Genomic DNA, 15,256 nt, shown 5'->3' with positions numbered 1-15,256 from the left:
TCGATCGTGTTTTTGAATGGTTCGGCGGCGGCGTCAGGCCGCGAAATTCGAGATCCGGTTCTCGTTGAACAAAGCGCGGAAGCGGCTCGGTGACATGCCCTTCTGCAAGGCGAAGTGCCGGTTGAAATTCGACAGATTGTTGAAGCCGATGCGAAAGCAGATGTCCGTGACCGGGCTCTTCTCGCTCATCAGGAGCTGGCAGGCCAGGTTGATGCGCATGCGGTTGACGTAGTGCACGAAGGTCATGCCGGTGTGGCGCTTGAAGGCGCGCGAGAAGCCACCGGGGGTCATGCCGGCAATGGCGGCGATGGCGCCCTCGCTCATATTGCCCTCGAGATGTTCGCCGACATAGGCGAGCGCCCGGTTCATTCCGCCCGACATATAGGCCGAGGGATCGGGCAGATAGCTCGCGCTGGTGAGATTCTTGCGGCCTCTGTCGGCAGTGAGCAGGCCGAGGAGCTGCACGAACAAAGCGATACGCTCGGCACCCTGGGCGTTGAGGAGTGCGGTCATGATCCTGCGGGCGGTTTCTCCGGTCTCGGGCCGGAACAGTAGACCGCGCCGGCTCTCGTCGAGCAGGGCGGCGACCGGTTCGAGCTCGGGGAACACGCCGATGCAGGATTCGATGAAGGTCTGGGTGAATTGCAGCACGATGCAGCGGCGCGGGATGGTGGTGCCCTCGGCCACGTCACTGATCCAGTTGTGCGGCAGGTTGGGGCCCGTCATCACCAGATTGCCGGGCACGAAGTCGCCGATGAAGTCACCGACGAAACAATGCCCGGTCGTGTCGGTGATCAGGTGAATTTCGTATTCGGGATGAAAATGCCAGCGGACCGTGCGGAAGGGATAGCCATGCGCCCAGACGATGAAGGATTCGCCGCTATGAATCTGAACCAGTTCAAGCTGTGGCTCCATCGCCCTTGCCTCCCATGTCTCAGGCTGCCGGACATTGTCATTTTCTTGTCAAGGAGTGTCCTGCCCTGAAAACCCTACTGCAAGGCAGCGGCGCCAGCTACCAGCCATCGACGTGGACGCCGATACTTTTTTGATCGATGGGGCCGGCCAAGTGTCGAGCGGCTCGGGCCATGCGTCCTGCCGTCGGGTCCCACGATGTAGCGTGACGCGGCCATGACATCCGCAAAGGTCAAGCGCAAAAACGCCGGATGATTTGAAATAATTCCAAGCTACCCACTTGCGATTGGAACAAAAACGAGGTGCTATTCGCCACCGCGTCGTTTTGCCCATGTGAGGGAGAACTGTATGAAACGTTTCGTTATCGCCGCTGCTCTGGTTGCCGCCGGCGTCGCCACGGCTTTTGCCGGCCCGATCGAAGATCGTCAGGCCTTGATGAAGACCATGGCCAAGAACACCAAGGAACTGGCAGGGGTCGCCAAGGGCGAGACGCCGTTCGACGCTGCCAAGGTCAAGGCGTTGCTGCAGGTTTATGTCGACGACTCGGCCAAGCTGCCCACGCTCTTCCCCGAGGACAGCAAGACCGGCGGCACCGATCCGACCACGGCCGCACCGAAGATCTGGGAAGACCAGGCCGGCTTCAAGACCGCCGCCGCCAAGCTCGGTACGGACGCTACGGCAGCTTTCGCTGCGGCAGACCAGGCCAGCTTCGCCAAGGCTTTCGGCACGGTTGCCGCCAATTGCAACGCTTGCCACGGCACCTATCGCATCAAGAAGAATTGAGGCAGGCTTGCGCCTTGCCGGGATGCTTCACCGGAAATTGATCTCGAAGTGACATTGCCGGGCTCGTCCCGGTAATGTCGTTTTGAGGCTGTGTGACCGCATTGTCCGGGGTCGCCAAAATGACCCTGGGACATCTGGAGCAAAGCGCGTTCAGGCTTGAACGCTTATTTGCTCTAGCTCTTTGCTCTGGCGCGTCTTTGCGATTTGAACTGAGTCATTCAGATCACAAAACGCTCTGGTGAGGGGACGGCCGGGGCAAAAAAAAACGATAAGGGCCGCGCAATCTGCAGCTGGCGCCACCCGGGAATAAACCGGCTGCGGCGACTGTCAGGCTAGACGGGCCTGAACAATGGCGTTCAAGCCGGAAAAGGGGGCTTTCCCGGATGTCACTGAAGCGAATACTCGGTGGGTTGGTAGTGCTTGGCCTGATCGGGCTGGGCGTGTTCTGGTTCGTGACGCAGCCCGCGCCCTTGCCGGCCTCTGTCCTCACGGCGGATTACAAGCCGAACCTGGCCAATGGCGAGACAATCTTCAATATCGGCGGCTGCGTCTCCTGCCACAAGTCCCCGGGCCAGGAAGAGCGGCTCAAGCTCGGTGGAGGGCTGGCGCTGGGCTCGCCCTTCGGCACCTTCTATGCCCCCAACATCTCCCCCGACGCCAAGCAGGGCATCGGCGCCTGGAGTGAGCTCGAATTCGTCAACGCCTTGCAGCGCGGCGTCGGGCGCGAGGGCGAGCATCTGTACCCGGCTCTGCCCTTCACGTCCTACGCCAAGCTGAAGCTGGAGGATGTGCGCGATCTCTATGCCTATATGAAGACGCTGCCGGCGGTCGATACCGCCGACAAACCGCATCAGATCGGCTTTCCCTTCAACATCCGCCGGCTGCTCGGTGGCTGGAAGTTCCTGTTCTTCGACGACAAACCCTTCAAGCCCGATCCGTCCAAGACCGCGGAGTGGAATCGCGGCGCCTATCTGGTGCTCGGTCCTGGCCACTGTTCCGAATGTCACAGCCCGCGCAACGCGTTTGGCGGTATTGAAGCGGATAAGCGGTTTTCGGGCGGGCCCGATCCGGAAGGCAAGGGCTGGGTGCCCAACATCACCCCCCATGCCGACGGCATCGGCACCTGGACCGAGGCGCAGATCGCGAGTTTCCTGAAGGATGGTTTCACGCCTGACTATGACTCGGCGGGTGGCAGCATGGCCGAAGTGGTCCAGAATACGGGCCATCTCAGCGACGACGACCGCAAGGCGATGGCCGCCTTTCTGGTGACGCTGCCGGCGATCCCGGGTAAGGCGCCGAAGAAGCCATAGAGCATAATCCCAGAAGGTTGCGCGACTTTTTGGACAAGATTATGCATTGAAACAAGGACTTAAAGAGCGTGGTCCGGTCCGTGTGGCAGGAACGCGCTCCATGCAGGCTTCCCGGGACGGGGCCATTCCTGTCCCGGAGGAATCACGCAGGCTTTGATAGTGCCCAGGTTCCAGCCTTGCCTCGGGAAGGCCTGGATATCTGGCCTGAAACGCAAGACGCGCCGAAACGGGGAGTGAGAGCCAAGCAGCGTTTTCTCATAAGCGCGCTTTGCTGTAGGCAGGGACAAAACGTGGTGCGAGCGCTGAGAATGCTGACGTCGATCAGGGCGATTGTGACCGGGGCGGGGCTGATGCTCGCTTCACCGGTGCTTGCCGCCGATTCCTATGCGCTGGTGGTGGGTATCGATGCCTATGAAGCGCCGATCAACTCCTTGCACGGTGCCGTCAACGACGCCAAGGACATTGCTCAGGCCCTGACCAAGGCCGGCGTCAAGAAACTGACCCTGATCACCGACAAGCAGGCAACCAAACCCAACATCCTCGCCGCCTGGAAGGAGTTGATGGACCAGGCCCAGCCCGGCGACACCTTCTATTTCAGCTATGCCGGCCACGGCTCGCGCGAGCCCGGCAAGCCGAACGATCCCGATTCGCCCGACGGGTTGAACAATATCCTGGTGATGGCCGACTTCGCCCCCAGGCTGCCTGGTGCCGCCAATCGCATCGTCGACAAGGAAATGGCGGTACTGCTCAAGGAGGCGGCCGCCAAGAAGGTCTATCCCATCATTGTCATCGACGCCTGCAACTCCGGCACGATGTATCGCTCGGTCACCTTGGGCCTGACCTATCGCGCGACGCCCCAGGCCAAGATCTCGCGTGAGGAATTGCTGGATTTCGCCCCGCCCGTGCCTGATGTCTCGACCAAGATCGCTGCCAACGACCCCTTCACCTTCCTGGCGGGCGTCGCCGACGACAAGCTGGTGCCGGAGGTGGCGATCGACGGCCAGCCGCGCGGTGCCTTGTCCTACGCCTTCTCGCGCGCAGTGGAGGGGCAGGCCGACGCCAATCATGACGGCGTGACCACCGAGAAGGAACTCGTCGCCTTCGTGCGCGCCTTCGTGCTGCAGGCGACGCAGAGCCAGCAGGTCTCGCAGTCCTTCCCCGATATCAGCCGAGATATTCCTGTCTTCCGCTCCGTGGCGGCCGGCCCGAAGGGGAGCCAGGACGATATCGTGAAGGCAATCGCCGTTGCCGAGCAGGTTGCGACGAATACCCAGCTTACGCTTGCCGTGCGCAATGGCAGCCTCGCCGGTGCTCCTCCCGGCGCTACGCTGGTGAGCGACGAAGCCGGCGCCGATCTCGTTTATGACGCGGCCGCCGGCACCGTGGAAAAGCGCGTGGCCGGCGTGGTGGCCGAGGGCGTGCAGCCCCCCGGCCTTGGCGGCATCGTCGCCAAATGGCGGGCGATCGCCTTCCTGCAGGCCATGGCCGGAGGCTCGATCCAGCCTTTCGAAGTGGCAGGCGGCTCGCGCACCTTCAACCGCGGCGAAAAGCTGACGGTGGGCCTCGCCGCTTCCAATCACCGTTTCATGACGCTGTTCAACCTGCCGCCCAACGGCAAGGTCGAATTCCTCTATCCGACCTCCCAGGCCGAGCGCGACGAGAATTGGAGCGGCAAGCCCTTCACCTTGCCGCTGCAGGTGCGCGATCCGCCTTTCGGCGCCGAGCACCTGATCGCCGTCCTGTCAGACCAGCCGCTGGACCAGTTGCACACTGCCTTGCAGAAACTGTCGAGCCCGCAGGCTGCCGAGGACCTGCCTGATACGCTGAAAAACGCCCTGAGCGGCCAGTCGGTCACGGTCGGCATCGCCAACGTCTTCACCAGCGCGGGGACGCCATGACGCCCTTCATTTGGATGCCATTCATGCGGAAGTTCCGGATAGCGGTCGGCGTCATGGCCTTGGTGGGCGCCACCCCGGCCTTGGCCGACAAAGCCCTGATCGTCGGCATCGATGCTTATCGGGCTGATCAGCTTTCGGCCGAGCTCAAGGGCGGCGCTCGTGCCGACGCTCTGCGCATGCAGGCGATGCTGACGGGCGCGCTCGGCTATGACAAGAGCGATGTCAGGCTGCTCCTCGACGATCAGGCGACCGGCACGGCGATCCTCTCCGGGTTGCGCGATTGGCTCGGCGACAGCAAGTCGGGCGAACGGGTATTCTTCTATTTCGCGGGCAAGGGCCAAGCCGCCAAGACCGGCAGTGGGCGCGAGGACGTCCTTCTGCCGTTCGATGCCACCATGCAGCCCGGAGGCTTCGGCAATACGCTGAGCCGCAACGAGATCGACCGGCAGCTCGGCAAGCTTGCCGGACGCCGGATCACGGAAGTCATCGATTCCAGCCATGCCGGCACGGTGACGCGGGCGATCAGCGTCGAAGCCAGCGGCGGCGGCAATCCAGCCGCTCGTTCGCCACAGCTCGATGGTTCCACCCGCTCGATCGTGGTCGAGCCCGCGCTGGGGGATGAGCCGGTGGCCGCGCCTGCGCCGGCGGGCACCGATTTCGTCAAATGGCAGGCGGTCTCCCCCGCCCAGACCGCTCTGGTCGACGAGGAGGCGGCGCCTGCTTATCGCGGCGTCTTCACCACCGCTTTTGCCGACGGCATCGAGAAGGGGCTGGCCGATGCCAATGGCAATGGCACCGTCTCGAACCAGGAACTGCTCGATTATGTGAGGGCGCAGTCCTCGGCCTATTGCGGACGCCACCGCGACCGTTGCGAGATGGGCCTGACGCCCATGCTGTCGGGGGACGGCGCGGCGCTCAAGGTCGCTGCGGTTGTTGGAGGAGCCACCTCGGCCGGGAGCGGCGAGGCGCTCAACCAGGGCAAGCCAACGGCGGACAAGATCCTCGATTTGCTGGGGGCCAAACTGTCCGACAGCGTCAGCGTCGAGCAGATTCCGCCATCGCCCGTGCGTTTGGGCACCAGGGACATGCGCTTCAAGGTGACCTCTTCGCAGGACGGCTTCTTGATCCTGCTCTCGGTCTCGGACGAGGGCGAAGTGGTACAGCTCTTTCCCAACGCCATCGCGGCGGCCCATGGCAAGGATGGCCGGATTCGCGCCGGCAGCCCGATCATGGTGCCCGATGCCAGCTACGGCATGCGCTTCGATGCGACCTCTGTGACAAAAGGTACAGTCCTGGCGCTGGTTGCGGTTGATCCTTTGAAGCTGTCGAAAGGCTTCGTCACGCGCAAGATCGACGTGATCCCGCAGGATGAGGTCAACGGGTCGGTCCTGCCCGAACTGGCCGACAGCCTCGCCAAAACAGCCAATGCGGACAGTGTCAAGGCCAATGCCAAGGCGATAGGACGTTCCGTTGCAACCATGCGTTATGAAATCGTCCCGTGAGGAGACCGTCATGTTTTACCGCAATCCCCTGCGCATCGCCGGCCTGATGGTCGCGGGCGCCCTGCTGACGGCGGGGCTGGCGGCCTCGACCTCGCAGGTTTTCGCCCAGACCAGCAATCAGAGTACGGCTGCCCCTGCGCCGGCCGAGGCGCCGGCGGGGGACAGCAAGCTCGCCAACCCGGCGGTTGCCGCCCCCGCGCCGGCGGCACCTGTCGAACCGGCCAGCCAGGCCGCACCCGCTGCTCCCGCTGCACCGCCGGCTCCACCCGCCCCCCAGCCGAAACCCGAACCCGCCGCCGCTCCGTCCGCGCCGCCGCCACCAGCCGCCCCTGCGCCCGCCGCCGCTCCGGCTGCCGAGCCGGCGCCGGCACCGGCTCCCACACCTGCGGCAGCCCCAGCTCCGGCAGCGCCCGCACCCGCACCCGCGCCAGCCCCGGCGACCGCCGCCGGTATTCCCGCCGATATCAAGGTGCCGAGCGATCCGGTGGCCAAGGCCGCCTTCGACGTCTTGGACAAGCACTGCTCGCGCTGCCATCAGAACGGCATGCTCAACCGCGAGAAGCCGGCCAAGAATTTCGGCAACATCCTGCATATGGAAGAGATCGCCGCGGATCCGCATCTCGTTCAGGCCGGCAATCCCGAGGGTTCCAAGCTGTTCCAGCAGGTGCTCAACAAGGAAATGCCGTATGACGTGAACTACGAGTTCGACACGACGAAACCGGAAGTCACGACGGCGGATATCGAGGCGCTGCGCACCTGGATCAAGGCAACCGGCGACCAGGAGGCTGCTGCCTGCACCGGGCGCAAATTCGTCACGTCCGAAGATGTCGTCGCCGCGATTTCGGCCGACCTGCAGAAGCAGGACGATCACCGCGTGCGCGGCATGCGCTATTTCACGCTGACCAATCTCTACAATGCCTGCGCCACCGACGAGGCGATGAACGTCTATCGCCAGGGCCTGGTCAAGTTGATCAACGGCCTCGGCCGCCGCTCCGACGTTGTGAAGCTCGCCACCGTCGACGAGGCCAAGACCATCGTGGGGGTCAATCTTGAGGACCTCGGCTGGCAGGAGAGCGACTGGAACACGGTGCTCGCCAACTATCCCTACGCCGCCAAGCCGGATGTGCGCGCCTATGACTTCATCGCGCAGCAGACCAATACCGAGCTGCCCTATGTCCGCGGCGACTGGTTCGCCTTCACGGCTTCCCAGCCCCCGCTCTATGACACGCTGCTGCAACTGCCCAACGATTTCCCGGGCCTGACCGACAAGCTCGGCGTGCCGATGGCCGACAACATCAACAAATTCATCGCCCAGCGCGCCGGATTCCAAAAGTCGGGCGTGTCGCAGAACAACCGCCTGATCGAACGCCATCCCATCAGCACCGGTTATTTCTGGACCTCCTATGACTTCGCAGGTTCGAAAGGCAAGCAGAGCCTGTTCCTGCATCCGCTTGGTCCGGAGCAGGACGGTATCGCCAACGGCTTCCATCATGACGGCGGCGAGAGCATCTTTTCCCTGCCCAACGGGTTCCAGGGCTACTATCTCAACAAGTCGGACGGCACTCGCCTCGACAAGGGACCGACGCAGATCGTCCGCGATCCGTCGCGGCGCGACCTTTCGGTGACCAACGGCATTTCCTGCATGGGCTGCCATGACCAGGGCATGCGCAAGGCCAAGGACGAGGTGCGCAAGGCGGTAACGGCCGATCGGTCCTTCTCCAAGGACATCCGCGACACCGTCGCCTCGCTCTATCCCGACAATGCCAAGATGGATGCAATCATCGAGGACGATTTCCAGCGCTTCAATACGGCGATGAAGCGGGCCGGGCTCGACCCGACGCTCAAGCTCGCCGGCGTGGAAATGACCAACGCCCTGTTCAAGCGCTATGAGGACGATCTCTCGTTGCGCCGCGCCGCCGCCGAATACGGCTATCCGCCGGAAGAGTTCAAGCAGCGCTTCATCGACGCCGGTCCCGAGGCCATCGCCCTGATGCGCCGCCTGGAGCAGGGCATCGTGCCGCGCGACCAGTTCGAACAGCTGTTCTCGAAATTCGTGGAAGGGGCGACCGAGGACCGCGTGCTCGACACCTCCAAGCTCGAGGGGGCGCAGACCGTTGCAGCTCCGATCGACAGGCCGGCCTCCGGCGGCTCCTTCGATCTGCAGCTCACTGCGGACAAGAGCAGCTACAATGTCGGCGACCGCATGGTGATGCAGGTGGTCTCCACCCGCGATTGCAACCTTTTCGTGGTGAACGTTGACAAGGCCGGCACCGGCACCATCATCTTCCCCAACAAGTTCCAGATCGAGAACGCGGTTCGGGCGGGCGAGCGCGTGGTGCTCGGCGGTTCCGGCTCGAAATTCGCCTTCAAATTGCGCGATCCCGGCCAGGAGAAGGTCGTAGCGGTCTGCCGTGTGGGCGGCGCGACGCGCAGCATCGCCGGGATGCAGGTCGATCCGGTGGCCAATAGCTTTGCCTCGATCCCCAATTTCGAGCAGGGACTGACCCGCCAGATTGTCGTCGAAGCCAATGAGGACCGCCAGGAAGCCTCCGGCCTTGACAATGACAGCCGCAAGCAGGCCCAGTTCGCCAAGATTGCGCAGGCGACGGGCAACAAGGTGGCGGCCGGTGCTCCCGACGCGGCCAAGCAGTCGGTCGCATCCACCGCCATCGTGATCCCGGTGCGATAGGGGAGGTGAGGATGGGCGTTTCCTTCATCCTGAAGCTGGGTGTCGCCACGGCCGTCGGCCTGGCGGCAGTCAGCGCGGCCCTGGCCGATTGCGCCAGCCTGGATGCGCAGGTGAAGGCGGCGATCGGTGCCGGCAAGGCGGATGCCCTGCCGGCCCTGGCGGAGGCCATCACCAAGGATACTTCCTGCGACAGCGCCTATGTCGCCAAGGCGCGCCGCTCGATGGCTCTGGCCGTGCTGCTCGCCGGCGAGCAGTCTGGCGGGAGCTACAGCCCGCAGGCCGTCGCCAGCGCGGCGGCGATCGCCCGGCCCTGGCAGGTGGCGATGGCACTGGGCGACGTGAAATATGATGGAAAGGACTATCCGGCGGCCGTCGAGGCCTATGAGGCGGCCATCAACGACATCCGCAACGTCAAGGACGTGCCCAAGGCGCCACCGCGCGAGATCGAGGAATATCTGGCCAAGCGCGCCTATCAGGCCAAGTCGCTGGCGCCGAGCTATATCTCCTCACGCGGCGTGCGCGGCCAGGCCGAAGGCGTGATCGTGCCGACCTTTCGCAATTTCACGGCAGTGTCCGTGCCGGTGCCGATCCGCTTCGACACCAATGAGGCGGTGCTGACGGCCGACGGCGATAAGGCGGTGGACGATCTCTACAACTTTCTCAAGACCCAGAGCATTGGCGAGGTCACCCTGATCGGGCATACCGACGAGCGTGGCAGCGGCGAGCATAATATGAGGCTGTCCAGTGCCCGCGCCCTGGCGGTGGCCGAGGCGCTGCGCCGCCGCGGCCTGTCGATCTTCATTCGCGTCGTCGGTCGCGGCGACCGCGAGCCCTTCGCCGCCGACGATCGCTCCAAATACAGCCGTGACGACCTCTACTCCTTTGATCGGCGGGTGGAATATCAGGTGAAGTGATCCGGCGGAGCCAGGCATGCAGCCGGACGGCAAGCTCCGCCACGGCCTGATATCGGTGCTATAGCGGCCTCGCTGGCGACAACGCCGTGCCTGTGGGGTTTCTGACATACCATGCTACCCGGCGAGGCGTAGTGGTGTTCGCTTCGCAGCGAAGGCCGGCCGCGTGAGCCTGAATTTGTCAGATTATTTCGCAGTCTACCCCTTTGCTCGCTTGACTTTGGATCGGCCCTCCCGGACTTTTTGCCTCCCTGACGGGTTAAAGGCCGCAGGGGGAGGACGGGTTTCCAGAGGAGAGCCATATGAAGTTTTCACGTCGCATCGCAGGCGCCGCGCTGACGGGGGTCGCCATGGCCCTGGCGGTGGGGCTCGCCGGTCCCGCATCGGCCCAGAGCCTGAAGAAGGTCGGCGTCTCGGTCGGCTCGCTCGGCAATCCCTTTTTCGTCGCCACGATCAAGGGCATCACCGACAAGGCCAAATCCATCAATCCCGCCGTCGAGGTGACCTCGGTCTCCGCCGAATACGACCTCAACAAGCAGTTCACCCAGATCGACAATTTCATCGCTTCCGGCGTGAACGTCATCATGCTCAACGCTGTCGATCCGCAGGCCATCCTGCCGGCCGTGAAGAAGGCACAGGCGGCCGGAATCGTGGTGGCGGCCTTCGATGTCGGTGCGACCGGGGTCGATGTCACCGTGATGACCGACAACGTCAAGGCCGGCGCCGAAGCTTGCCAGTACATCGTCGACCAACTCAAGGGCAAAGGCAGCGTCCTCATCGTCAACGGGCCGCAGGTCTCCTCGGTGATCGACCGGGTCAAGGGCTGCAAGGAGGTGTTCGCCAAGAGCCCCGACATCAAGATCCTCTCCGACGATCAGGATGCCAAGGGTTCGCGCGACGGCGGCCTCGCCATCGCCCAGAGCCTGCTAACCCGCTTCCAGAAGGTCGATGCCGTCTTCGCGATCAACGACCCGACGGCCATTGGCGTCGAGCTCGCCGCCAAGCAGCTCAACCGCAGTGAATTCTTCATCACCAGTGTCGATGGTGCGCCGGATATCGAGGTCCAGCTCAAGAGCGGCACTTCGATGATCAAGGCTTCGGCGTCGCAGGATCCTTACGCCATGGCCGGCAAGGCGCTGGAACTGGGAGCGGGGATCGTCGATGGCAAGAAGCCGGATCCGAACGTGATCCTGCTCGACCCCGCGCTGATCACCAGTGAAAACCTTGCGAACTACAAGGGCTGGGAAGCCGCCCGCTAAAGTCTCTTTTGGAGCGCGGACCTCACCGCCCCATGAAGTCATGGGGCGGTGTCCGCTCTTGGAAACGCCGCGCTCCAGGGAGACGCTCTCGTCCCGGCAGCTTGACACTGGCGGGCTCGTAACTCAAAGTGAAACCGGTTTCACTTATTGAAGAAGCGAGCATGCGCTTCGATCTTGCCATCCTCACGCCCTATGTCGGCTTCCTCGCCCATGGCGCGCTGCTGACGCTGGAGGCCTGTGTTCTGGCTCTCGCCGGCAGCCTCGTCTGCGGGGCGCTGGTGGCAATCGCGCGCACCTCGGCCTCGCCCACGTTGCGGCGGCTCGCCTTCGTCTATGTCGACCTCTTCCGCAACGTCCCCTTCATCGTGCAGCTCTTCTTCTTCTATTACGGGCTGCCGGAAATCGGCATCTATCTGAACGCCTTCGCCACCGGCGTTATCGCGCTCTCCATTGCCGGCGGCGCCTTTGCGTCCGACGTCATCCGCTCCGGGATTCTCGCCATCGATACCGGCATTCTCGAGGCGGCCGAAGTCAGCGGCCTGTCGAGGCGCACCATCTTCACCCGCGTCATCATGCCGATCGCCCTGCGCACTTCGATCCGGCCGCTCGGCTCGGTGTTCATCAACCTGGTCCTGACTTCCTCCATCCTCTCGGTTATCACGCTGAACGAACTGACCGGCACGGCCAAGATCGTGGCCTCCAACACCTTCCGCCCCTTCGAGGTCTATGCCGCGCTGCTCGTCATCTACGCCGCGATGACCTATCTCATCTCGCTCGCCATCGGCCTCATCCATCGCCGCCTCAACCGGGACATGATGGAGGCGGTGCGCTGATGCGGTATACCGAGTTCACACCCTATGACCTCGTCTTGCTGGCGCAGGGGCTCGGCGTCTCCCTTGGCCTGTTCGTCGGCACCACGCTGGCCGGGCTGGCGCTCGGCGCCTTGCTGGCGGGATTGCGCTTCTACCGTATTCCGGGGCTGAATCCGGTGCTGACGGCCGTAACCGAACTGCTGAAGAACTCGCCTGTGCTGGTGCAGCTCTTCCTGGTCTTCTTCGGCCTGCCGGCCTTCCTGAAGATCAATGTCACGCCCGTCACGGCGGCATCGATCACCCTGACCGGCAACACCGCCGCCTTCGTCTATGTGATCGCCACCGCCGCCATCGATGCTGTGGGGCGCGATCAGCTCGAGGCTGCCAGGGTATTCGGCCTCACCCGGTGGCAGGTGCTCAAGCATGTCGTCGCGCCACAGGCCATCGCCTTCGCCATCGGGCCGCTGACCGGGCTCCTGGTCAACCAGCTCCAGGTCACCTCGCTGATCTCGGTGATCGGCGTGATGGACCTGACCAAGGTCGGCAACATCCTCAATCTGCGCACCCTCAAGCCCTTCGTGGTCTGGACCGTGGTCGGCGTGTTCTATTACGCGGCGGCCAAGACCTTGGCTTGGCTGGGTACGCGCTATGAGGCAAGGCTGAGGGCCCATAGCGCCTGGAGGGGGATCTAACGTGCTGAAGGTCGAGAAGGTCTGCAAGGATTTCGGCTCCCATCGCGTGCTCGACGGCGTGGACCTCGCCATCGAACCCGGGCAGGTCGTCTCGGTGCTTGGCTCCTCCGGTTCGGGCAAATCAACCCTGATCCGCTGCATCAACGGGTTGGAGAAGCTCGATGCAGGCCGGATTACCATCGACGATTTCGATGTCGCCGCGCCACGGGATCTCACCGAGGCGCGCAAGCGCTCGGCCACCGTGTTCCAGCTGTTCAATCTCTATCCGCATCTGACCGTGCTGCAGAACATCACCCTGGCGCCGCTGGAGGTGTTGCGCCAGTCGCGGGCGGAGGCCGAACACCGGGCCATCGTCCTCCTGGAGCAGGTCGGTATGCGCGACAAGGCGGCTTCCTATCCGGCCCAGCTCTCGGGCGGCCAGCGCCAGCGTGTCGGCATCTGCCGGGCGCTTGCCATGAACCCGCGCTATCTTCTGCTCGACGAAGTGACGAGCGCCCTCGATCCGGAGATGACGGCCGAAGTGCTGGCGATCCTGGCCAAGCTTGCCCGCTCCGGCACCACCATGCTGTTCGTCACCCATGAGGTGGAATTCGCCCGGCGCATTTCGGACCGCATCGTCTTCCTGGAACATGGCAGGCTGCTGGTCGACCTGCCGACGCAGGCCTTCTTTGCCCCGGAAGTGGGGCGTGACCATCCGCGCATCGCGCAATTCCTTTCGAAAATGCGGAAAGACTGATGTTGCTCCTTGCCAATGCCGAAGCCTGGCCCGGATTCCCGTTGACGGTCGAGATGCTGCGGGCGGGCGCCGACAGCCTCGACGCCATGGTTGCCGGCATAGGTCGGGTCGAGGCCGAGCCACGTGTGCGCAGCGTCGGCTATGGCGGCTGGCCCAACATGCTCGGCGTGATGGAATGCGATGCTGCCGTGATGAACGGCACCACCAAGGAGATCGGCTCGGTCGGCGCCGTCCCGAACACCATCCCGGTCGCCGCCTTGGCCCAGGCTGTGATGAAGCGCCTGCCCCATGTCATGCTGACGGGCGACGGCGCTCGCCGCTTCGCCAGTGAAATCGGTTTCTCCGTCGATGAGGTGCTGATCGAAGATTCCAGGCGTGTCTGGCGCGAGCGCCTGGAAAACGAACTCGGTGCCGAGCAATTGGCCCGATTTCCCGATATACCGCTCGCGCCTCTATCGCGCACGATCACCGATCCGGAGCGGGTGAGGGATACCACCGTGTTCCTCAGTGCCGATGCGCGGCGCGGCATCCACACCGCGACCTCGACTTCGGGCTGGGCCTGGAAATATCCTGGCCGCCTCGGCGACAGCCCCATTCCCGGCGCCGGCTTCTATGCCGACAGCCGCTATGGTGCAGCCGTCTGCACCCATACCGGCGAGATGACCATGCGCTGCGCCACCGCGCGCACCATCGTGCTCGCGCTCAAGCTCGGCCGGTCGTTGCGCCAAGCCGTCGACCTTGCCGTGGGGGAACTCGCCGAACTCAGCGAGGGGTTTCTCGGCGGTGTCGTCATCCATGCGGCCGATGCCGAAGGCCGTCACGAGGTCGTCAATTTCCGCTGCGAGGGCGAGATCCGCTACTGGCTGTGGGAAGACGGCATGGCGGAGCCCGAGCTCCGGCCGGCAAGAACAATCTGACTGAGGGGAGTGTACAAACATGAAGAAAATCCTGCCCGCATTATTGGGATTGGCGATCGCCGCCTGCGCCGCCCTGCCGGCATTTGCCGGCAAGCTCGACGACATCCGCGCGCGCGGCAGCGTGCGCATCGGCGTCTCGCTGGGGGGAGAGCCGATCGGCTTCCGAGACGCCCAGAACAATCCCGTCGGCTATGATGTCGACGTCGCCACCCTCCTGGCCGAAAAGCTCGGCGTGCCCGTGGAGTTCACCGATGTCTCCGGCGATGCCCGCATCTCGATGCTGGTTTCCGGGCAGCTCGACATCGTGGTCGCAAATACTTCGGCCACGCTGGAGCGGGCCAAGACGGTGGATTTCTCCATTCCCTATAACCGGGCGGGCCTGCGCATACTGGTGCAGGCCGATGCCGGCATCGCCAAGCTGGAGGATCTCGGCGGCAAGTCGGTGGTGGTGGGACGCGGCACCACCGGTGAGAGCTTCCTCAAGAAGGCGGTGCCGACGGCCAATCTCGTCTATGTCGACCAGTTCGCGCCCGATGGCGTGCTGCAGCTCCAGCAAAAGCGCGTGGACGCGGCGATCGAGGATTCGTCCTTGCTCGACTATCTCGCCACCAAGAACCCCTCGCTCGCCACCCTGCCGGGGCTCTATTCCAACGATCCCATCGGCATCGCGGTCGCCAAGGGGGATCCCGAATTCGTGCGCTGGCTCGACATGTTCGTGTCCGACTATATCCAGTCCGGCGCTTACGAGGCCAATTACAAGAAATGGTGGGGCGAGAAGGCCAATCCGCCCAAGCTCACGCCGCTGTGGTGAGGAGACGGCGCAAAACCTTCTCTC

13 protein-coding genes are annotated in these 15,256 nt (G+C 63.8%); 12 read left to right on the top strand and 1 reads right to left on the bottom strand.

What is annotated here, in order from left to right; genetic code table 11:
* Positions 1 to 33: 33 nt before the first annotated feature.
* Positions 34 to 915: an AraC family transcriptional regulator gene (locus tag AB4037_RS23810; protein ID WP_441773195.1), complete on the bottom strand. Its 882-nt coding sequence runs from the start codon at positions 913 to 915 to the stop codon at positions 34 to 36.
* A 345-nt stretch (positions 916 to 1,260) separates the two neighbouring features.
* On the opposite strand from AB4037_RS23810, the gene AB4037_RS23805 reads away from it, so the two are divergent.
* The 12 genes from AB4037_RS23805 (at position 1,261) to AB4037_RS23750 (ending at position 15,232) form a co-directional block, all read left to right on the top strand.
* Positions 1,261 to 1,695, top strand: a complete 435-nt coding sequence (locus AB4037_RS23805; RefSeq protein WP_434958166.1) for a c-type cytochrome — start codon at positions 1,261 to 1,263, stop codon at positions 1,693 to 1,695.
* A gap of 383 nt (positions 1,696 to 2,078) precedes the next feature.
* Entirely contained in the window at positions 2,079 to 3,005 is a 927-nt protein-coding gene (locus AB4037_RS23800) for a c-type cytochrome (RefSeq protein ID WP_441773194.1), read from the top strand.
* A gap of 308 nt (positions 3,006 to 3,313) precedes the next feature.
* Positions 3,314 to 4,903 (top strand): caspase family protein, encoded by a 1,590-nt coding sequence (locus AB4037_RS23795; protein WP_441773193.1) that lies wholly within the window; start codon positions 3,314 to 3,316, stop codon positions 4,901 to 4,903.
* Positions 4,904 to 4,926: 23 nt separating this feature from the next.
* Complete coding sequence (locus tag AB4037_RS23790; RefSeq protein ID WP_441773192.1) at positions 4,927 to 6,405, top strand: caspase family protein; 1,479 nt, start codon at positions 4,927 to 4,929, stop codon at positions 6,403 to 6,405.
* Positions 6,406 to 6,415: 10 nt separating this feature from the next.
* Positions 6,416 to 9,094 carry a DUF4384 domain-containing protein gene (locus AB4037_RS23785; protein ID WP_441773191.1) on the top strand — a complete coding sequence of 893 codons (2,679 nt, stop codon included), beginning with the start codon at positions 6,416 to 6,418 and terminating at the stop codon, positions 9,092 to 9,094.
* 11 nt (positions 9,095 to 9,105) lie between these two features.
* Complete coding sequence (locus AB4037_RS23780; RefSeq protein WP_441773190.1) at positions 9,106 to 10,008, top strand: OmpA family protein; 903 nt, start codon at positions 9,106 to 9,108, stop codon at positions 10,006 to 10,008.
* 299 nt (positions 10,009 to 10,307) lie between these two features.
* Positions 10,308 to 11,264: an ABC transporter substrate-binding protein gene (locus AB4037_RS23775; protein WP_434958160.1), complete on the top strand. Its 957-nt coding sequence runs from the start codon at positions 10,308 to 10,310 to the stop codon at positions 11,262 to 11,264.
* Between the two features lie 161 nt (positions 11,265 to 11,425).
* Positions 11,426 to 12,097 (top strand): amino acid ABC transporter permease, encoded by a 672-nt coding sequence (locus AB4037_RS23770; RefSeq protein ID WP_441773189.1) that lies wholly within the window; start codon positions 11,426 to 11,428, stop codon positions 12,095 to 12,097.
* Positions 12,097 to 12,768: an amino acid ABC transporter permease gene (locus AB4037_RS23765; protein ID WP_441773188.1), complete on the top strand. Its 672-nt coding sequence runs from the start codon at positions 12,097 to 12,099 to the stop codon at positions 12,766 to 12,768. The genes AB4037_RS23770 and AB4037_RS23765 overlap by 1 nt, the downstream gene beginning before the upstream one ends.
* Before the next feature lies 1 nt (position 12,769).
* Positions 12,770 to 13,504, top strand: coding sequence for an amino acid ABC transporter ATP-binding protein (locus AB4037_RS23760; protein WP_441773187.1), 735 nt, complete (start codon positions 12,770 to 12,772; stop codon positions 13,502 to 13,504).
* Positions 13,504 to 14,421, top strand: coding sequence for an isoaspartyl peptidase/L-asparaginase (locus tag AB4037_RS23755; protein WP_441773186.1), 918 nt, complete (start codon positions 13,504 to 13,506; stop codon positions 14,419 to 14,421). Before AB4037_RS23760 ends, AB4037_RS23755 begins: the two co-directional genes overlap by 1 nt.
* Before the next feature lie 19 nt (positions 14,422 to 14,440).
* Positions 14,441 to 15,232, top strand: a complete 792-nt coding sequence (locus AB4037_RS23750; protein ID WP_434958155.1) for a transporter substrate-binding domain-containing protein — start codon at positions 14,441 to 14,443, stop codon at positions 15,230 to 15,232.
* Positions 15,233 to 15,256: the final 24 nt, after the last annotated feature.

Source organism: Labrys sp. KB_33_2 (genome assembly GCF_052114505.1).
In the GTDB taxonomy this organism is placed as follows: domain Bacteria; phylum Pseudomonadota; class Alphaproteobacteria; order Rhizobiales; family Labraceae; genus Labrys.
This window is presented reverse-complemented; position numbering and strand designations above follow the sequence as displayed.